This window comes from Mesorhizobium sp. M1423 (assembly GCF_040317575.1).
Classification (GTDB): Bacteria; Pseudomonadota; Alphaproteobacteria; order Rhizobiales; family Rhizobiaceae; genus Mesorhizobium.
Window position 1 is genome coordinate 167,471 of sequence record NZ_JAMYKU010000005.1, and the last position, 16,931, is coordinate 184,401.

The 16,931-nt window shown below is 62.8% G+C and carries 22 protein-coding genes; 5 read left to right on the forward strand and 17 right to left on the reverse strand.

All coding sequences use genetic code 11. The features are described 5' to 3' along the window. Nucleotides 1–2: 2 nt before the first annotated feature. Genes NKG95_RS08920 through NKG95_RS08950 form a run of 7 tightly spaced genes read right to left on the reverse strand, consistent with a single transcriptional unit; the run spans nucleotide 3 to nucleotide 6,142 of the window. Nucleotides 3–806 (reverse strand): lanthanide ABC transporter permease protein PedC, encoded by an 804-nt coding sequence (locus NKG95_RS08920; RefSeq protein WP_353040480.1) that lies wholly within the window; start codon nucleotides 804–806, stop codon nucleotides 3–5. Continuing rightward, entirely contained in the window at nucleotides 803–1,525 is a 723-nt protein-coding gene (locus tag NKG95_RS08925; protein ID WP_353040481.1) for a lanthanide ABC transporter ATP-binding protein PedB/LutE, read from the reverse strand. Before NKG95_RS08925 ends, NKG95_RS08920 begins: the two co-directional genes overlap by 4 nt. Beyond that, on the reverse strand, nucleotides 1,522–2,490 hold the full coding sequence (locus NKG95_RS08930) for a PQQ-dependent catabolism-associated beta-propeller protein (RefSeq protein WP_353040482.1): 969 nt from the start codon (nucleotides 2,488–2,490) through the stop codon (nucleotides 1,522–1,524). The genes NKG95_RS08925 and NKG95_RS08930 overlap by 4 nt, the downstream gene beginning before the upstream one ends. Next, nucleotides 2,478–3,656: a lanthanide ABC transporter ABC transporter substrate-binding protein PedA1 gene (locus NKG95_RS08935; RefSeq protein ID WP_353040483.1), complete on the reverse strand. Its 1,179-nt coding sequence runs from the start codon at nucleotides 3,654–3,656 to the stop codon at nucleotides 2,478–2,480. Before NKG95_RS08935 ends, NKG95_RS08930 begins: the two co-directional genes overlap by 13 nt. Further along, on the reverse strand, nucleotides 3,653–4,348 hold the full coding sequence (locus NKG95_RS08940; RefSeq protein WP_353040484.1) for an ABC transporter ATP-binding protein: 696 nt from the start codon (nucleotides 4,346–4,348) through the stop codon (nucleotides 3,653–3,655). The genes NKG95_RS08935 and NKG95_RS08940 overlap by 4 nt, the downstream gene beginning before the upstream one ends. Next, entirely contained in the window at nucleotides 4,348–5,115 is a 768-nt protein-coding gene (locus NKG95_RS08945; RefSeq protein ID WP_353040485.1) for an ABC transporter permease, read from the reverse strand. The genes NKG95_RS08940 and NKG95_RS08945 overlap by 1 nt, the downstream gene beginning before the upstream one ends. After that, on the reverse strand, nucleotides 5,090–6,142 hold the full coding sequence (locus tag NKG95_RS08950; protein WP_353040486.1) for an ABC transporter substrate-binding protein: 1,053 nt from the start codon (nucleotides 6,140–6,142) through the stop codon (nucleotides 5,090–5,092). Before NKG95_RS08950 ends, NKG95_RS08945 begins: the two co-directional genes overlap by 26 nt. A 422-nt stretch (nucleotides 6,143–6,564) precedes the next feature. Between NKG95_RS08950 and NKG95_RS08955 the strand changes: the two genes are divergently transcribed. The 3 genes from NKG95_RS08955 to NKG95_RS08965 all read left to right on the forward strand — a co-directional run bounded on the left by NKG95_RS08955 (nucleotide 6,565) and on the right by NKG95_RS08965 (nucleotide 8,599). Beyond that, a complete protein-coding gene (locus NKG95_RS08955; protein WP_353040536.1) occupies nucleotides 6,565–7,245 on the forward strand; it encodes a M20/M25/M40 family metallo-hydrolase in 681 nt (226 codons plus the stop codon). A gap of 142 nt (nucleotides 7,246–7,387) precedes the next feature. Continuing rightward, on the forward strand, nucleotides 7,388–7,996 hold the full coding sequence (locus NKG95_RS08960; RefSeq protein WP_353040487.1) for a hypothetical protein: 609 nt from the start codon (nucleotides 7,388–7,390) through the stop codon (nucleotides 7,994–7,996). 81 nt (nucleotides 7,997–8,077) lie between these two features. Next, complete coding sequence (locus NKG95_RS08965; RefSeq protein WP_353040488.1) at nucleotides 8,078–8,599, forward strand: ferritin-like domain-containing protein; 522 nt, start codon at nucleotides 8,078–8,080, stop codon at nucleotides 8,597–8,599. Nucleotides 8,600–8,863: 264 nt separating this feature from the next. Here the strand turns inward: NKG95_RS08965 and NKG95_RS08970 are convergent, their stop codons facing one another. From NKG95_RS08970 to NKG95_RS09010, 9 genes are all read right to left on the reverse strand, one after another. After that, nucleotides 8,864–9,793 (reverse strand): hypothetical protein, encoded by a 930-nt coding sequence (locus tag NKG95_RS08970; RefSeq protein WP_353040489.1) that lies wholly within the window; start codon nucleotides 9,791–9,793, stop codon nucleotides 8,864–8,866. Next, nucleotides 9,790–10,185 carry a phage holin family protein gene (locus NKG95_RS08975; RefSeq protein WP_352590405.1) on the reverse strand — a complete coding sequence of 132 codons (396 nt, stop codon included), beginning with the start codon at nucleotides 10,183–10,185 and terminating at the stop codon, nucleotides 9,790–9,792. Before NKG95_RS08975 ends, NKG95_RS08970 begins: the two co-directional genes overlap by 4 nt. After that, entirely contained in the window at nucleotides 10,182–10,910 is a 729-nt protein-coding gene (locus NKG95_RS08980) for a hypothetical protein (RefSeq protein WP_353040490.1), read from the reverse strand. The genes NKG95_RS08975 and NKG95_RS08980 overlap by 4 nt, the downstream gene beginning before the upstream one ends. A gap of 271 nt (nucleotides 10,911–11,181) precedes the next feature. Continuing rightward, complete coding sequence (locus NKG95_RS08985) at nucleotides 11,182–11,655, reverse strand: DUF2269 family protein (protein ID WP_353040491.1); 474 nt, start codon at nucleotides 11,653–11,655, stop codon at nucleotides 11,182–11,184. Then, nucleotides 11,655–12,941 (reverse strand): SDR family oxidoreductase, encoded by a 1,287-nt coding sequence (locus tag NKG95_RS08990; RefSeq protein ID WP_353040492.1) that lies wholly within the window; start codon nucleotides 12,939–12,941, stop codon nucleotides 11,655–11,657. Before NKG95_RS08990 ends, NKG95_RS08985 begins: the two co-directional genes overlap by 1 nt. A 36-nt stretch (nucleotides 12,942–12,977) precedes the next feature. Then, nucleotides 12,978–13,316, reverse strand: coding sequence for a hypothetical protein (locus tag NKG95_RS08995; RefSeq protein ID WP_352638915.1), 339 nt, complete (start codon nucleotides 13,314–13,316; stop codon nucleotides 12,978–12,980). Beyond that, complete coding sequence (locus NKG95_RS09000) at nucleotides 13,316–13,678, reverse strand: hypothetical protein (RefSeq protein WP_353040493.1); 363 nt, start codon at nucleotides 13,676–13,678, stop codon at nucleotides 13,316–13,318. The genes NKG95_RS08995 and NKG95_RS09000 overlap by 1 nt, the downstream gene beginning before the upstream one ends. After that, the gene (locus tag NKG95_RS09005) at nucleotides 13,678–14,898 is read right to left on the reverse strand and encodes an NRAMP family divalent metal transporter (RefSeq protein WP_353040494.1); all 1,221 of its coding nucleotides are present in this window, start codon (nucleotides 14,896–14,898) and stop codon (nucleotides 13,678–13,680) included. Before NKG95_RS09005 ends, NKG95_RS09000 begins: the two co-directional genes overlap by 1 nt. Then, complete coding sequence (locus tag NKG95_RS09010) at nucleotides 14,895–15,284, reverse strand: hypothetical protein (protein WP_245278505.1); 390 nt, start codon at nucleotides 15,282–15,284, stop codon at nucleotides 14,895–14,897. Before NKG95_RS09010 ends, NKG95_RS09005 begins: the two co-directional genes overlap by 4 nt. Nucleotides 15,285–15,511: 227 nt before the next feature. On the opposite strand from NKG95_RS09010, the gene NKG95_RS09015 reads away from it, so the two are divergent. Then, nucleotides 15,512–15,724: a DUF2934 domain-containing protein gene (locus NKG95_RS09015; protein ID WP_352590413.1), complete on the forward strand. Its 213-nt coding sequence runs from the start codon at nucleotides 15,512–15,514 to the stop codon at nucleotides 15,722–15,724. 6 nt (nucleotides 15,725–15,730) lie between these two features. Then, on the forward strand, nucleotides 15,731–15,859 hold the full coding sequence (locus NKG95_RS09020; RefSeq protein ID WP_280940403.1) for a hypothetical protein: 129 nt from the start codon (nucleotides 15,731–15,733) through the stop codon (nucleotides 15,857–15,859). Nucleotides 15,860–16,073: 214 nt separating this feature from the next. On the opposite strand, the gene NKG95_RS09025 is transcribed toward NKG95_RS09020, so the two are convergent. Continuing rightward, nucleotides 16,074–16,859, reverse strand: a complete 786-nt coding sequence (locus tag NKG95_RS09025) for a GntR family transcriptional regulator (protein WP_352590418.1) — start codon at nucleotides 16,857–16,859, stop codon at nucleotides 16,074–16,076. Nucleotides 16,860–16,931: the final 72 nt, after the last annotated feature.

Sequence of the window (16,931 nt, forward strand, 5' to 3'; positions counted from 1 at the left end):
AGTCATTGCTCGCCGCGTCGGGACCAGAGGCCGCGCCCGGGATCATACCCGATCGCCGCAGCCAGGAAGAACACGAAGAGGCAGGCCAGGACCACCAGGCAAGAGACCGGCTCGAAGCGCAGATAGAGCGCGAAGCGGATCAACTCGACCGCATAGCTGAACGGGTTCAACGCTGCGACTGTCGCGAGCACGGGACCGGCCTCGGCAAGTCGCCACAGCGGATAAAGCGCGGTCGAAGCGAAGAACATCGGAAAGATGACGAAATTCATCACCCCGGCGAAATTCTCCATTTGCGTCGACACCGACGAGACGAGCAGGCCGAAGGCGCCCAGCATCAGCCCCGATAGGATCAGCGCCGGCAAGACGGTGAGATAGCCGAGCATAGGCGGCCGTACGTCCCAGTAGCGCGCGATCAGCAGGAACAGGTACACAAGCGGCAGACCGACCACGACACTGGCAAGTAGGCGGGCGCCGAGCAGATACCAGCGCGGCAGCGGCGCCGTGAGCAACAGACGCATGCTGCCCATTTCGCGGTCGTAGACCATTGCCAGCGAACTCGCCATAGCGTGGAACAGCAGCATCATCGCCACCAGCCCGGGCACCACATACACTTCGTACAACACATAGGTCTGATAGGGCGGCGTCATCGACAGACCGAGCACGGAACGGAAGCCGGCGGCGAAGATGGCCAGCCAAACCAGCGGCCGGACAATCGCGGAGACCAGGCGGCCGCGCTGCCGCAGCGTGCGCAGTAGCTCTCTCTGCAAGATGCCGATGAGCGCACGCAGCGCATGACGAGTTTTCATGCCGACTCCGTCAAGCGAGCAAAAGCGTCTGCCATGCTGCCGACGCCAAGTTCGGCGATCCGCTCGGCGCGGCCTGCCCATCGCACCCGGCCGCCCTGAAGCACGACGACATCATCCTCGGCTGTCACCTCCTCGAGAAAATGCGTCGCCCACAGCACCGCAATGCCGCGCTCGCGGCACAGGCCGCGCACATGGTGCGCGAGTGCCCGGCGGCCTGGCAGGTCCAGTCCGGTTGTCGGCTCGTCGAGCAAGAGAATGGACGGCCTGTGCATCAGCGCGCGGGCGATCTCGACGCGCCGCCGCTGCCCGCCTGATAACGAGCGGACGGGGTCATCAACCCTGTCGAGGACTTCGAGCCGGCCGAGTTCCTCGCGAGTCCGGCCCTTGGTGACGTCGGCGGCAAGACCATGCAGGGCTGCGTGATAGCGCAGGTTCTCGCCGGCCGTGAGATCCAGATCGAGCGTCTGCTGCTGGAAGACGACGCCCATCTGGGCGAGCGCGGCTGCAGGATCGGTGCGCATGGCATGCCCGAACACGTGCACCGAGCCGGAGCGGGCATGATAGAGACCGGTAATCAGCGAGAACAAGGTGGTCTTGCCGGCGCCGTTGCGGCCAAGCAGAATGCACATCCTGCCCTGCTCGACGGAGAAGGACACAGCGTCGAGCACCCGCCGGCTGTTGAAACTGTGCCCCAGATTGTCGAGCGACAGCGCGTTCATGGGCCGACCACAACGCCCCAGGGACCGCGCCCGACCGGCAGCGACTTGACCGCTTCTTCAGTTTCCAGATCGATAACCGAGATATCGCCGGAGTTGCCGTTGGCACTGAATAGTCGTTTCTGATCGTCCGACAGGGCAACGTGCCATGGCCGCTGGCCGACAAGGTAGAGGCGGCGCACCGTCAGCGTGGCGGTGTCGATCTCGGCGATCCGGTTTGCCGGGCCTAGCGCGACATAGGCCGTAGCGCCGTCACGCGACATCTCGATGCCGACTGCCTGGACGCCCTCCCTGCGGATACCCGGCACTTCAAACTGGATCTTGCCGGTTTCGGCCCCTGTCGCGGATTCGAATGCCGCCACCGTGCCTCGGATTTCGGAAGAGACCCAGAGCCGCTTTGCGTCCGGGGAGAAGGCCACGGCGCGCGGTCGCGTATCGACCAGCAAATTGTCGACCAGTTCGAGTGTGCCCGCATCGATGAGATGTAGCATGCTCGTCGTCTCCGAGGTGCAGGCGACGTACCGGCCGTCGGCGCTGACCGCCATTCCCTCGGGCTCGACGCCGACATCGACGGTGCCGATGACCTTGGACGAGCCTATGTCGACGACCGAGACCAGATTGTCGTTCTCATTGGCAATGAACAGCCGCTTGCCGTCGGGATGCACGACGAAGAATTCCGGATCGGGTCCCGAAGGGAGCTGACCGACCACCCGCCTCTGTGCAAGGTCGACGACGTCGATGCGATTATTGTCACCGACAGCGACGAAGAGGGTCTTCCTGTCGACAGAAAGTGCCAGTCCGCGTGGCCGCCGTCCGACATCGATGGTTGCCGAAAGGCTCAAGCTTGCTCCGTCGACAACGGCGACCGTGTTGTCCTGTTCGTTCGACACATAGACGGTTTCGGCAGAAATAGGTCGAGTCGAGACAAGCATCGCCGTCAGTAGGAGGATTACGGTCAAAAACGGCATACGCTCTCCTCGAGGTCGACGCCAAGCGTGTCAAGCGGGATCCGCTGATGCAGGAAGCCTGGTTGTGGCGATGCGGAGACCAACAGACGCGGACCGGCAAGCAGAATCGGCTGCCGTAGCTGCCCGTCCCAGGGACGAAAACTGAGCCCTTGGCCTTTGAATCCTGGGAGAAGGAAATCGCCGCCTCGCATGTAGGCGGCAATAGCTGCAGGATCGACGCTGCGCTTCCGCGTCGCGGCCTCACCGATGCTGCGCACGGCGAGCCAGGCCGCGTAGTCGCTCGCCGTCATCCATCGCCCCGCCTGCTTCTGGAAGCGGTCCTGCAGTTGCGTCGCTCCCCATTCCTCGGTGACGGCGCTCCAGCCGGTCGCGACCAGCCCTTGCGTCCCGGCGATCGGTCGCGGCAGTGCCGTGCGGCCTTCAAGATAGGCGCCGAATTCGTCTGCCTCGTCGGCGACGACCAATACATCGTAGTCGGCGACCTGCGTCGCGGCCGGTATTTCCGACTGCAGCGTCACATGGCCTGTATCGGCACGTCCGTTCGCCGGCCGGAACGTCCATGGCTGGTCGACGGCGATTTCGGCCCCGAAGCGCTGCGCCGCGCGGCGAAAAGCGGCGGCCATGGCCTGGTCGGCAGGATGCGAGCCGACAAGCAGGAACCAACGCTGCCAGCGCTTCCACACCAGGTATTGCGCCAGGCCGTCGGCGAGCATGGCGCGGCTTGGAATGGTGTGTAGCAGGTTCTTCCTGCAGTCCTGCTGGCGCAGCGCATCGTCGGTGGCGCGGCTGTTGAACAGCAGCATCTTCTCGGCACCATGCGCGGCAAGCGCCTGTGTGAGCGGGATGGCGTCAAGATCAGCGACGATAAAGGTGATGCCGGCGCCGGCGAACTGGCTTATCGCGTCCAACGGCGCCTCGGTGGGCTTCAGCACTCGCTCTACCAGCCGGAAATGCTGACCGAGGAAGCGCCCGGTCGTATTGTCGTCGGCAATGCCAAGACGTGCGCCTTGCAGCCCGTCATCAGTTGCGAACAGGTCCAGCGGACCGAGCGGCAGCGGCGGCTTGCGCGACTGGCCGAGATAGCCGATCACCACCGCCTGAGGCTCGGCAAAACCGGGAGCGGCGGCGCAAAGCAACAGGGCAAGGACAGCAAGCGCCAGCCTCATTCCGCTGCTCCCCGTCCGGCGATGCCAGTGGATCGTGAGGCCACCGCCGCGTCGCTCTCCATCCCGCGCGTGATCGCCACGTCACGGACGATGCGCGCCGGCGTGCCTTCCATGACGACGATCCGGTCGGCAAGCGGTGACGCATGGGTGAAATCATGGGTGACCAGCAATACGGTCACACCGCTCTTGGCAATAAGATCGCGCAGAAGCAGGCGCATGGCCGCCGCGGTATCGTTGTCTAGCGAAGCGAACGGCTCATCGAGAAGCAGTAGCGCGGGGGCGACGGCAATCGCGCGGGCGAGCGCAACCCGGCGCACCATGCCCCCAGACAGGCGCTGCGGATACTCATTCTCGTGACCGGCAAGCCCGACCGCGGCAAGCCAATGCCCGGCATCCGCTTCACGACCCGCGATTGCCAACTCCACATTGCGCAGCGCGGTCAGCCAGGGAAGCAGCCTCGGCGTCTGAAACATGAAGCCGACAGGGCTGGCGCGTCCGGTCACGGTGCCGCGGAAATCGCGGTCGACGCCCGACACGATCGACAGCAGCGTCGATTTGCCAACGCCGGACGGGCCGCCAAGCACACAGATCTGACCATCGGGCACTTCGAGCAAGAAATCCTGAAAGACCACCCTGCCCTGCGCTCCTGCAATCGCCGGGAAGCTCTTCTCATCGATCCTGATGGTCAGCATCAGCGCCGCCAACGGGCGAGCCTGCGTTCCAACGGCGCAAACACCCCATATTCGATCGCCAGCATCACCATGCCGAAGGACATGGTGTAGGCCAGAATGCGGGACACATCGAAATTTTGGAAATAAACCTGGAGCTGGAAGCCGATCCCGTTGGAACGGCCGAGCAGTTCGGCGAGCAGTACGATCTTCCAGGTCAGTGACAGACCGTTGCGCAGCGTCGCCAAGAAAAACGGCGCGAGCTGCGGAAGCACGACATGGTTGAGCCAACTCGTCCTGCTGAAGCGGTAGATCTCGGCCATTTCAGACAAATCCTTGTCGAGCCGGCTGGCCCCCTCACGAATGGTCACCACCACATTGGGTAGCTTGTTCAGTGCAACCGCCAGGACCAACGCCGATTCCACCAGGCCAAGCCAGACATAGATCAAGACTACGACGACGAGCGCCGGTACGTTGAGAAGAATAACGATCCATGGTTTCAGCCAGACATCGGCGCTGCGCGACCGACCGGCGAGATAGCCCAGCACTGACCCGACAGCGACGGCAAGGGCGAGACTTACCGCGACCCGCGCCAGCGATACGCCGAGGTGGTAGGCAAGATCTCCACGTAAGACCTCCTCGACGAGGACAGTAGCGACCCCGAACGGCCCGGGGAAAAGCCGGTTGGCAAGCACGGATGCCGCGGCCTCCCAAACGACGAGCAGGCCGACCAGCGACGCCGGCCCCTGCCACTGCACGCACTGCTTAGAGGCGGCCAAGCTCTTGTCCATTGCCTGCGCCTGTACCGGGGCCTCCGCCTATATCAGGGACGGTCCAGAAAATGCTGGGGTCTAACGTGTCGGCCCGGCCGACCAGTGCCTCGCCCCCCAACCTGGCAAGGACCGAAAAAAGACGGCCCCCGTCCTCCACCTCCCTGTTTCCGAAAGAGCGCGGAATTCCGGCGCGGTAGGCATTGCGTAAGGCGATCTGGAGAGGTTTGTCGTCCGTCCCCAACTGCGGCGCCAAAGCCTGCCATTCGCTGTCCGACGTCGCCAAGATCGTCTTAGCGGCCTTCGACACGTCCATAAAGCGAGCAATCGCGTCCGGATTGGCGCGCGCCCAGCTTTCCTGGAAGACGTAGCCGAGCATCGGTATGTCGCGCGAGACGCCGAGCCGGGACAGCATGTCGGAGACAGTCAGCAGCGGCCGCGCACCGGCTGCTTCGAGGCGCGCGGCAAAGTTCCAGGACGTCAGCGCGCCGTCCAGCCGCCCCGCCAGGAATTCCTGCTCGAGCAGCGGCGGCGCGCCGAACACCGGCTGCACGATGTTGGCGAGGTCACGTTCGGTCTCGCGAAGGCTCAGCGCCCGCAGCAATATCCAGCTCTTGTCGAGCGGGCCGCCGGCGACCCCCAGGCGCTTTCCCTCAAGCTCCTCCAGCTTCCGGATGGGCGAGGAGGCCGGCAGTTCCAGAGCACCGACAGCGCGCGAATACGGGCTGAACACAAGGCCAGCACCCTCGCTGCGCTGGCGCATTACCCAGACCCAGTCCGATACGATCATGTCGACGCTACCCGCCAGCAGCGCCACCTTGCCCGCCTCCCCGCTGGCAAGTTCGCGTACTTCGATCGCGACGCCACCCTTCCGGTCCAGCGAATGCCGCTGGATCACACCAAGCTCCCAGGCAGCGGTGCCGAAGCGAAGCACGCCAAGCCGCACTCGCGGCGACTCATCCGCCGCCCGACTTGCCATGACAGGAACCAATGAAAATCCCAGACCGGCAAGCACGGTGCGGCGCGAGAAACTGTGATCAGCCCGCATCAGCCAATCTTTCCATGGATATGACAGGTAAGCTGCACGGGCGCACCGAATGGTCGCGAACAAGGCTTAATCCTTCACCGGTAAAAAGGTTCCAAGATCGTGGCGGTCCCGCAGCGGCGCCTGCAGAGCGATAGATCGCGCGCGCCGTGGAAATGCCCTTGAGAGGGTTGCCGGCGGCACTAAGCTCAGGCTCTTCCACTTGCGTCGGGGATAATGATGAACAGTGGAGCGACGAGCAGCCTGGCCGGCCGAGCCAGATACTGGGCCTTCGCGCTGACCGATCGAAAAAGCGTCACCGGCACTCACGGCGAAGCCTCATTCGGCCCGTGGCTGGCAGACGAGTTACGCCGCGAGGCGGCGTTTCGCCACTCGGAAACCTGGACATAGAGGTCGAGCCGGGAGATGGCCGCAACTGCGTGGCGATGCTGGTCCGCGGCACTGGCCGCGCCACCGTCGTGCTGACCGGTCACTACGACACCGTCACGACGCGCGACTATCGCGATCTGGAGGATCTGGCCACCCAGCCGCAACAACTCACCCAGGCGCTAAGAAAAACTTTGGCCATGGCCGAGGCACCTGCCGCCAAGCGGGGGCGGGACGACTTCGCTTCGGGGGAGTTTCTTGCCGGCCGTGGCCTGCTGGATATGAAGGCCGGCGTCGCCGCCGCGCTGGCGGTCTGCGCTGCATTCGCCGAAAGCACCAACGCCGCGGGAAACCTTCTGTTCATCGCCGTCCCCGACGAAGAGAATAATTCTGCCGGCGCGCGCAAGGCGGCACAGGCGCTGCCGGCGATTGCTGGCGAGCGCGGGCTCGATATTCTGGCGGCGATCAATCTCGATGCGATCTGCGACGACGGCGACGGCAGCAAGGGTCGCATCATCGCGCTCGGAACGGTCGGCAAGCTGCTTCCGACGGCGCACGTCGTCGGCGTTCCCGCGCATAGCGGTTTTCCCGTTGAGTGGCCTGAATGCGGCGACAATTGCCGCGGCCATAGCAGGCCGGGTGGAGTGGGCATCGGGGCTTCATCGACGACACCCAGTCGTTTCCGGGCACACCGCCGAGTCTGCTCAGCATTCGCGACGGCAAGTCCGGCTATGACGTGACAACGCCGGCGACGGCGTTCGCCACCTTCAACGTGCTGAGCTATCGCCGGACGCCGGATGAGGTGCTTGATCGGTTCGACCGGCTTTGCGCTGATGCCGCTTCCGGCTGCCTGACGGAGTTGAAGCAGCGGCGGCACCTGCAATGCGGCTGCGCCGCGATCGATCTCCTCGAACCATCGCCCTGCATCGTTACGAGGCAGTGCTGGACCGTTTCGACGCAGAGGCAAGATCAAGGCTTGCCGCCGTCGGCGCGTCTCTTGCAGCCGGCGATCTTCCATTGCCCGAGCAATGCCGACTAATCACCGACGAGGCATTGCGACTGAGCCACTTGCCCGGACCGGCAATGGTCACCGGCTTCGGCTCGATACCTTATCTGCCGACGAACCTTTCAGGCCAGCCGGCGGCGGCGAGGCTGCGGGCGATTGCCTCCGACATCGCGACCAACGCAAGCGCCGGCTATGGCTCGGCAATCGGCTGTGCGGATTATTTCGCCAGTATCTCGGATATGAGCTTCTTTGGCGAGACTGACGAGTCCGGCCTCGACGTCGTCATCCGCAACACGCCGATGTGGCGGGACGGCATTCGCTGGCCGAAGTCAGGTGGGCTGGCCAACATTCCCACCATCAATATCGGCCCGTGGGGACGAGACTACCATACGCCGCTCGAGCGGCTGCATATCGGCTATGCGTTCAACGTCCTGCCGCAAGTCGTGAGCGATGTTTGTGCAGCGCTGCTAAAAGAGCTGGAATAGGTACGAGCCCACTACATCTCGCCAGGAACAAATCGGCAAAGCCGAGGTTCGGTTCTACCGATCAAACCGCGAGGAAATGCTATGGAAACCGATGTCAATTCCGAAACCCGCTCGATCTTCATTGTCGGGCTGCGCAACGCCCACGCCATGGAGAACCAGGCACTCTCGATCATGAAACCTCAGATCAAGCGGATCGAGAACTATCCGCAGGTCGCCGACCGCCTGCAGCAGCATATCACGGAGACCGAAAGGCAGATCGCCCGGCTGGAATCCATTCTGGACGGCCTCGGTGAGGACCATTCCACATTGAAGGATACGGCCTTGTCGATGGTCGGCAGCATGGCGGCGATGGGACATTCCGTAGCCGGCGACGAAATCCTCAAGAACAGCTTCGCCAACTTTGCATTCGAAAACTATGAGATCGCCGCTTACAACTCATTGCTCGTACTCGCCGAGGCCGGAGGGTTTAGTCAGGCAACCAACTCTCTTCAGCAGAATCTCAGCGAAGAAGAGAAAATGGCCGACTGGTTGAAGCAGAACCTGCGCGACGTCACCTTGCAATACGCCAGGCTGCGTGAGGCGGGAGAGACCGCCAAGAGTTAGGCCGCCCCGCTGCTGGCCGAGAGGAATTGCTGGCAACCACCCCAGTCGAATTGACGGGGTGGTTGTTTTTTCAGAATTGGACTGTGCTGCTGAGGACTGCGCGCTATGCCGTTGGCAGACACGCTTCATGGAGTCCGAAGACGCTAATGACTTGAGCGCCGCGATCACATTTGTCAGCGGAAGTTTGCGGACTCCTAGCCGACTTCGATGTGCCAACCGCGAGGCGACCCGTGGTCGGAATCGCCACGAACGACCGTAGCGCTATCACGTCGTTTCGGGAGACTCCTTCGATTTGGGAGCCTCGTCGGTCTCCGGCAAACGATCGCGAATGGCTTCCTCGGTTTTGCTTGCCGTCTTTTTCACGACTTTCTCGACGCGGTCGACCAACGTCTCGGCGTCGCCGCTGGAACCCTGTCGGTCAGCCTCTTCCTTTACAGTCTCATATGCTTCGGCGGCGACCTGCTTGGCTTGCTCCACGCCTTCTTCAAAGACTTCTTCGGCACTGTCACGAAGTTTGTCGCGGTAAGGGCCGAGTTGCGCGTCTTCCGCGGCGGTGTGAGGCAGCATCACGCCGATGGCTGTGCCCACGGCAAGGCCCACCGCGGCCATTGCCAGAGGTTCGCGCTGGAACAGGTCCTGCGCCGATTGCCGCACCCGCCCCGTCATATCGGTGGCGGCCGAGCCGACCTGCCCGGCTGTGCTTCTCAATCTTTCTTTGGCGCCGCTCGCAACGTCTGCCACAGCCTCAGTCGCACCGCCTGCTACGGACGCAACCGAACGAGCGGCATCGGAGAGCATGGAGCCGGCGGAACCTTCGCCCTCGGCACCGTACTCATCACCGCGTGAGTCCTGCCAGGCCCCGCCCAAGCCCCTCTGGTCAGAGAAGTTTCGGGTGCCGTCAGGCACCCTGCCGGTCGAATAGGCACCAAGTGCTGAACTGTCTACCGACGTGCCCTTGCCAAGCATCAGCCAGGCCAGGCCCGCGCCGACCAACGTAAGCGGCAACGGATTGTCCCTGACCTGAGTCTTGAGATTGCTGAGCATGGCGGATCCCTCGCCGCTGAACATCCCGGTGAATTCGTCGATCAGTTGGCCCGGTGTCATCTTGCTGCGGATCGAGTCTGCGGTATCTGCCACTCTGGCGCGCGCAATATCAGCATCGCGTTCCAACTCGGCTGCGGATTTCTCGGTCATCTTATCTGTTCCTTGATCACGCGTGCGTCGCGTTTAAGTTGGTCTTGTGTCCGGTCGGGGGTCAACTCGGAGGGAGCCATGCTTGCCTTGCCGGAGCGCAAGAGTATGACGCCCAGTACTGCCACCACGACGCCGACGAGCAGCGAGGACCATCCGGCTCCCAGGCCGGCGCTCGCCAAGGCAATCACCAGCGCCTGCAAAAGCACCATCAGGGCGGCAAGCAGGCAAATGACGCCTCCCATTACCTCCACGGCGCCGGCGCCGACCTTGCTTACCTTTTCCGACATTTCAGCCCGCAACAGCCTGCTTTCGGTTTGAAGCAGTGTTGTGACCTGCTGTGCCAGATCGCTGACAAGGGTTGTCAGGCTGCGAGTGTCCTGATTGTCAGTCATGGGTTTCGCTCCAGGCTTGCATTGGCCCAGTCATCGCCGGACTGATCGGATCCTAGCGGGGCCGGCTCAACTGCCTCTGCCGATTGCCATCCGAACTCATTCGAGCTAGGACCCGTCTCGGGCGCCCGGCCTGTTTCCGACTGGCCCGGTGCTCCGGTTTGGGCAGAGGGTGGCGAGCTCTTGATGAACCGTCCCAACGCCAGGCCTGCCAATACCGAACCGGCGATTAGCGCCCCCGAGTTTTCGCGGCCGAACGACTGAATTTCGCCAAGCACCTCGTCGAACGGTTTATCCTTCAGGGACGAGGAAAGCCGCTCGAGCCCGCCTGCGGCGTCAAGGGCGAATTTCGAAGCGGTCCGTTGATCATTGTTGGCAAGATGCTCGCTTGCCGCGCGCAATGCGCCGCTGAAGGCCTTGAGGTTGGCGCTCACGTCGCGCTGCGTTCCCTCCGCCTTGTTGAACAATGCTTGCTTTGCTTCCGATGCGTAATCTCCGGCTTTCCTGGTGATCTCGTCACGCGCATCGTGGAGCGCTTCCGTCGCGGTCTGCTTTTCCCGTTGGAGTCTTTCCGAAAGCTCGCTTCTGGCTGTCTCGAAATCGGCCGGCTGACGGCCCTGATCGTCCTGGTCCTGCATGGTGTCTCCTAGTGGAATCCGAGGAAGGAGAGGATCGCAAGCACGACGACGACGAGGCCGATGAGATAAATAACACTGTTCATGGCGCAATCTCCTCCACTGCGCACCGAACTTGCCTGTGCTTCCCGTGTTCCCTCGGACGTCATCTTTTTTGGTAAGCGAAGCCTAACCCGCCTCAAGACGGGATCTTGTCCTGTGCCGATGGCGGTGAGCGCGCGGTTGGGAATGATACGGGACCGGACTCCGGTGCGACTTACGGGTCGAGGCGCAGTTCCTTTCCGGCAGATATTCGTGCTGCATGGGCCGGAATTTTTCCGCAGTGCTTTGACTGCGCATTATCGCAGTGGGACCTGCCTGCGACCTACCACTCGATTGCTGGCCGCGCGATCATCAGCCAGAAAATTCCGAGTACGGCAGCGAAGGCGGGGACGCCGAAGGCGAACCACAGCCAGAAGAGCCGATGATAGCGTGGCGGCAACGGCGCGCCTGCAGCGGCGGCTTGCGAGGCCAGCTTGCGCATCTCCATCTGCATCCAGACGACCGGGAGCCAGAACATTCCGGTGAAGATATAGAGCGTGATCGAAAGCACGATCCAACCTTCCGACAGCGAGTAGCCTGCCTGCCAAGCGAGCGCGGCGCCCGTCAGCGACTGCGCGACGACGGCCGTCGCTGTGAAAAGAAAGTCGGCTACGACGACCATGCGCGCCACCGCCGCAACCGTTGCCGTATTGCCCGTCCTGTGGGCGAGCAGCATGAAGAACGCGATGCCGGCGCCGGTGCCAAGCAGCACGGCTGCGCCGATGACATGCAGAAATTTCAGCAGGAAATAGAGCATCAACGCTCCTCCAGCACTGCCAACGCCACAAAGTGCAGCACCAGGATCGGCAACACTTTGAGGAACGGCCCAAGCGGTTCGTTCCACAGCTCCGGGCGCAGGAAACTTCCGACGGCCAAATAGAGGAGCGAGAGCGCGATGCCGCCATAGAGGCCTTTTCGCGTCGTCGACCGCCAAGCTATGAGCGCGCCGATGGCGATGTCAGCAAGAGCGCCGGCGATCACGATCGGCGCCGACAAGATGCCAGCCACTGTGCTTTGCATCAGATCGATGCCGCCGTTATAGCCGGTGGTCAGCGACAGAATACCCGTCGCGATCCAGAAGAACGGCAGGACGACGAAGATCGCAGGCTTGATGAAATACAGCCGGGCAAACCATTTTTCCTGCACCGTTGCCGGATTGAGCGCGAGGAAACCCGCCAGGGTTTGCGGCCGTATGCCGGTCAAGGCGGTCCAGTTGGAGGGATCTCCAACCGCCCCTCGGGCGATCTCCCTGGCCGCGTTGGTACGCATTGGTGGGCGCCAGCCGAACATCGCGGCAAGATCGCCGAGGCGGTAGAGAAGCCTTGCAACAGCCGCCGGCAAGACAAAGCTAACTGCCGGAGCCCAGCCGAGCCATCGGCGATAGCTGCCGACGACCTCGTCCATGCTCAGCTGTTCGGGACCGACAAGTTCCAGCACGACGCGAGACGGACTGGCGGGAGCGAGAAGGAAGACGACGGTTGAGACCACGTCGTCGAGTTGTACCACCTGGAGCCGGCCGGTGTCGGGCATGGACGGCAGCACCGGCAGCGAGGCGAGACCCCGAAACAATGCGCTGGCTCCAAACACCGGCCGCCCGAGCACCACGGACGGGCGCAGGATCAACCAGTCCAGATCAAGCGCCATAAGCGCTTGATCGCCGGCCAGTTTCGTCGCCGAGAACGTCGAAGGCTGCGCCCGATCGACGCCTATCGCCGAGAAGTGGATCACCCGGGCAACCCCTGCCCGCGCACAGGCGAGGAAGAGTGCTGCCGCCGCATCGCGATGGACTTCCCGCGTCTTTTCACGGGGGCTGTCCTGCAGAACGCCGGCACAATTGACGACGGCGTCGATGCCCGTGAGATGCGGCAACCAGTCTTCGGGCTGCAGCGCCACCGCCATGTCCAGCACCAGCAACTGATAATTGCCGGCCCGGTTTGCGCCTGGGCTGCGTACCAATCCGATCACCTCATGCCCTTCGGAAAGAAGGCGTGCGACGACCGAGGCACCGATCAGGCCGGTGGCGCCGGCAACCAGAACTTTCACACTGGACCCCATTCTCCGACGGCGGGAAAGTATCGTTCATTCCCGCTTATCGCCCTCGATACTCCCCTTCATAGCGGAAAGTTCTTCCTTCGTGCATAACAACCGCGGCCGCGCCGGGTCGGAGATGTCGAGCTTGTCCCAGGGAATGCGATACATGCTGTCGCGACTGCGCATTCGAAAGACGTCGAGGACCGCAATGCCGATGGCCGAAGCGGACAGGCGCTCGAATGCTGCGTAGATGCCGACATGGTACTCGGTAACCACGAGGTCATCGCCATCCGGTTCGGCGCGTATCTCCTCGATATGGCCGATGCTTTTGCCGCGCTGCGAAAGCACATTCCTGCCAGCCAATTGCTCAAGATTGACGGTGGCCATCATCCAGCTCCCGGGATACGCCCAATGACATGATCGCGCAGCCAGTCCTGCCAGTCGAAAATCGCCGTTTCGCGGACGTCGATATCGAACTGGATGTCGACGCCGATGTCGCGCACCTTGTTCCATGCGATGCGGTGCGGCTCGGCATGGCGCCTGCCGCCGAGCCTTGCCGCAAGCCGCGCCATCCAGCGCCCGGGCCGCTGGCCAAGCCGGCGCGCCAGCGTGATCGAACCGAGCTCGACCGCAATAATCTTTGGCGGCTTGCCTGGCCTGAGTTCGGCCACCAGCCCGTCCACCTTGCCGATCTTGACCTGCTCGCGGTCGACCACTTGCTTGTCCAGGATGTCGCGCAGCAAATCCATCAAGTGCCTCCGAATATCTGCAAAGGAATAGTCACGACTGCGAGCACGAAACCGAGCGCTATGATGAAGATGACCGCGGCATTCGCGATCAGGCCATTGCGGTGCTCGCCGACATGACGCTCGTCGTTCAGCAGGAAGAGGAACGGAACCACGGTCAGCGGCAGGCTGGCGGCCGTCAGAGCCATGGAAAAGATGGTGAGCTTCAGCGGATCGAGACCCAATGCGATCGGAATGGCGGCGAGAAACAACGAGATCGTATAGACGGTGCTGAAGCCGGGATCGTCGCGCGGTTTCAGGTCCTCGCCCCAGGTCCAGCCGAAACCCTGCGCCACAAGGTACGCTTGCTGCAGCCCGATTTCGAGCGCGGCACCGAAGCAAGCTATGCCTAGTGAAGCAACGAACAGGACGAACCCCCAGAAACCGAAGATCGGAATCAGCATCAGCGGCAGTTGGTGGTAGTCGTCGATCTGCTCAATGCCGTGCGCCGCCAGCACCAGCGCTGCCACGATCAACACACCGATAGCGATTGTGCCGCCAAAACACATGCCCAAGCCGGCAATGGCCCGATTGGCTCCGAGATAGCTCTTGTCCCATTGGCCCTCGATCGCTCCCGACGAATAGAACATGAACAAATAGGGCGAGATCGACGCACCAAGAATGCTGACCGCCATGAACCAGTAATTGGCCGCGTCGTGCTCGGGCAGAGTGGGCACGGCACCGGCCGCAACCTGTCCCCAATCGGGCTTCAGCATGACGGCGCCAACCACGAAGCACAGCGTGACCAGCCCGAGGACCGCGACGCCTTTTTCGATGAATCCGAACGTGCCTTTCCAAAGGAACAGCCATGCCAGAAAAGCGACCGGCAGCGCCCACCACTGAAAGCCGATGCCGGTGGCGAGCTCGAGCGCAATGGCAACACCGCCGATTTCGGCTGCCATGACCAGGAAGTTGACCAGCAAAGTCGCAAGCAACGGCCACAGAAAGGCGTTGAAGCCAAACCGTTCCCGGATCCCGTCGGCGATGGTGTGATGGCTAACGGCGGCGAAGCGTCCGGCCATTTCGACCAGGAAGATGATGCAGATCGTGCCCAGGACGACGGCCCATATCAGCTGGAACCTGAACGCCGCGCCGGCCTGAGCTGCGGTCGCCATCGATCCGACCTCGAGAAAGCCGCCAACGCTGGTGACGACGCCGAGCGATATTTCGAGTAGCTTCTTCATGATTTCGGCGCGAAATATCTGGCGTAGGACGCGCTCAGATCGGCGGCGGCGGCCCGCAGATCCTGTTGCGCGTGTTCCACGTCCGAACGGTTGCCGTTCTGCACTGCGGTCGCTGCGCGTGTTACCGCCGCCGAAAGCTGTCCGACCGCCGTCGTCAGACCGGCTTGCTCGCTGGGCTCAGGCGACTTGGCGGACTGGATTTGCGCACCGGCATCGGCGAGCGCCTTGCCGACCGATTGCAACGTGCGCGACGTGTATTTCGAAGGGGCTGCCCCAGCGACCCAAGCCTCCAGGACCAGCGATGCGGTCTGTGTGGCGGAAGCCGCGATTTTCGACTGCTGCTCGACCTGGTCGGAAGACGTGCATGCCGTCAGTACAGATATCATCAGCAGCAAGCACAGGCGGTCTGGTCGAAGACCGACGGCTGTAACGGCATTTACAATACGTGCTCGTAGCGTTGCTGCCACACGATTGTTCTCCCCGCACCAAGCGACTTCGGCGTGAAGTTTGATCTAGAGCGCCCGGTAATCACGTCAACTGAACCGGATGAACGGCGCTGGCAGCGCGGAACAAACCAGCGATCGCCGGATTAGGTGACGAGGAGGCAAAGGCCATGGACAGGGAAGAGCGTATCAGGCAGCGAGCCCATGAGATCTGGGAGCGCGAAGGCCGTCCGCAAGGACGCGAGCGCGAGCATTGGGATCAGGCCGTGCAGGAGATCGAAGCTGAGGGTTCCGAGGCCGAACGCGGTCCGGTCGTGCCCGATCCAACGGTCGGGGCCGGCTCCAATCCAGAGGCGCGCGGCAGCAAGCGGCGGGGGAAGTGAGGTCCAATGCCTCGTCTCGTCGCCTGGATCGTGGTCGTACTGGTCGTGCTGTTCGCCGCCTGGCTGATGATCGGACGCGACAGAACCAGTGGCGGAGCTCAGCCCACGCCGCATGCAATAGATCAGAATGGATAGGAGCTGACATGGCGGGAACCGATACTCATCCTGAACAGGACCCTGCCGAAGGATCGCGATCGACAGTGGAAAAGCAGCTCCGCAAGGAGCAAGGCGGCGAGGGTCAAAATCGCAAAGCCGAGCCAGCTTCCGACAAATCCGGCAGCAAGACCAAGACGCCTTCGGAAGCGCGCAAGAAAGGCTCAGGCTTGGATTGAGCCGGCTGACAGCGGGCTCACACCGCTGGTTGACGTTCGACCGAACTGCCGCCATCTGCTTCGGTCCTCTTTCCCGCAGGGCCGTTTGCCTCGAAATAATGGGGATAGCGCTCCTGGACGATTTCGAGGACCTCGAAGATACGGCGAAGATGCGTTCGCATTGCTTCTTCTGCCGCAAGCGCGTCGGCCTGCTCGAGCGCATCGACAATCCGCCGATGCTGGCCGAGGACCACCGACATGCTGTCGAGGCGCGGGAAAGACAGAAAGCGGAACCGGTCCATGTGCAGCTTCGCCGCGCTGATGTCGGCCCAGATTCCGGGGAACCCGGCATGGCTGGCGATGTGCTGGTGGAACAGCTCGTCCGACTTGAAGAAGCGCCTGTCGTCCGCAATGGAGGCGAACGTCTCCTGGACCGCCAGTTCGCCTTTGAGCACGGCAAGCAGGTCGGCACGGCGCAGGCTCTCGACCGCACGATTGATCAGGCCGACTTCGAGCGATTCGCGCAGGAACTGCGATTTCTCGAGATCGGCGATCCGGAGCGGCGCCACCATGCTGCCGCGCTGCGGATAGATGTCGATCAAGCCAAGACCGGCCAGCCGGGCGAGCGCCTCCCTGACAGGTGTGCGACTCACGCCGAGGGCTTCCGACATCGCCTTTTCAGAAATCAGCTCGTGCGGCTTCAGGCGGAAGGTCAGGATCTGGTCGAGCAGGACCTCGAACGTCCTGGCCGCAACTGAAGCGCCGGGGCCGGTTTCGCCCAGCCGCCCCTCGGTGAGGGTCCGCATTCCCAAAAGCCCTGCCATCGGCGATCCCCTTATAGGCTCTGCAGTTTCAAGCCGTTCATGAAATGCCTGCGCAGCAGCAAGAACAGCGCC

Bases quoted from the DNA above. Each gene is read 5' to 3' on its own strand.
- NKG95_RS08920 (WP_353040480.1), bottom strand. From the start codon at position 806: ATGAAAACTCGTCATGCGCTGCGTGCGCTCATCGGCATCTTGCAGAGA.
- NKG95_RS08925 (WP_353040481.1), bottom strand. From the start codon at position 1,525: ATGAACGCGCTGTCGCTCGACAATCTGGGGCACAGTTTCAACAGCCGG.
- NKG95_RS08930 (WP_353040482.1), bottom strand. From the start codon at position 2,490: ATGCCGTTTTTGACCGTAATCCTCCTACTGACGGCGATGCTTGTCTCG.
- NKG95_RS08935 (WP_353040483.1), bottom strand. From the start codon at position 3,656: ATGAGGCTGGCGCTTGCTGTCCTTGCCCTGTTGCTTTGCGCCGCCGCT.
- NKG95_RS08940 (WP_353040484.1), bottom strand. From the start codon at position 4,348: ATGCTGACCATCAGGATCGATGAGAAGAGCTTCCCGGCGATTGCAGGA.
- NKG95_RS08945 (WP_353040485.1), bottom strand. From the start codon at position 5,115: ATGGACAAGAGCTTGGCCGCCTCTAAGCAGTGCGTGCAGTGGCAGGGG.
- NKG95_RS08950 (WP_353040486.1), bottom strand. From the start codon at position 6,142: ATGCGGGCTGATCACAGTTTCTCGCGCCGCACCGTGCTTGCCGGTCTG.
- NKG95_RS08955 (WP_353040536.1), top strand. From the start codon at position 6,565: ATGCTGGTCCGCGGCACTGGCCGCGCCACCGTCGTGCTGACCGGTCAC.
- NKG95_RS08960 (WP_353040487.1), top strand. From the start codon at position 7,388: ATGCGGCTGCGCCGCGATCGATCTCCTCGAACCATCGCCCTGCATCGT.
- NKG95_RS08965 (WP_353040488.1), top strand. From the start codon at position 8,078: ATGGAAACCGATGTCAATTCCGAAACCCGCTCGATCTTCATTGTCGGG.
- NKG95_RS08970 (WP_353040489.1), bottom strand. From the start codon at position 9,793: ATGACCGAGAAATCCGCAGCCGAGTTGGAACGCGATGCTGATATTGCG.
- NKG95_RS08975 (WP_352590405.1), bottom strand. From the start codon at position 10,185: ATGACTGACAATCAGGACACTCGCAGCCTGACAACCCTTGTCAGCGAT.
- NKG95_RS08985 (WP_353040491.1), bottom strand. From the start codon at position 11,655: ATGCTCTATTTCCTGCTGAAATTTCTGCATGTCATCGGCGCAGCCGTG.
- NKG95_RS08995 (WP_352638915.1), bottom strand. From the start codon at position 13,316: ATGGCCACCGTCAATCTTGAGCAATTGGCTGGCAGGAATGTGCTTTCG.
- NKG95_RS09000 (WP_353040493.1), bottom strand. From the start codon at position 13,678: ATGGATTTGCTGCGCGACATCCTGGACAAGCAAGTGGTCGACCGCGAG.
- NKG95_RS09005 (WP_353040494.1), bottom strand. From the start codon at position 14,898: ATGAAGAAGCTACTCGAAATATCGCTCGGCGTCGTCACCAGCGTTGGC.
- NKG95_RS09010 (WP_245278505.1), bottom strand. From the start codon at position 15,284: ATGATATCTGTACTGACGGCATGCACGTCTTCCGACCAGGTCGAGCAG.
- NKG95_RS09015 (WP_352590413.1), top strand. From the start codon at position 15,512: ATGGACAGGGAAGAGCGTATCAGGCAGCGAGCCCATGAGATCTGGGAG.
- NKG95_RS09020 (WP_280940403.1), top strand. From the start codon at position 15,731: ATGCCTCGTCTCGTCGCCTGGATCGTGGTCGTACTGGTCGTGCTGTTC.
- NKG95_RS09025 (WP_352590418.1), bottom strand. From the start codon at position 16,859: ATGGCAGGGCTTTTGGGAATGCGGACCCTCACCGAGGGGCGGCTGGGC.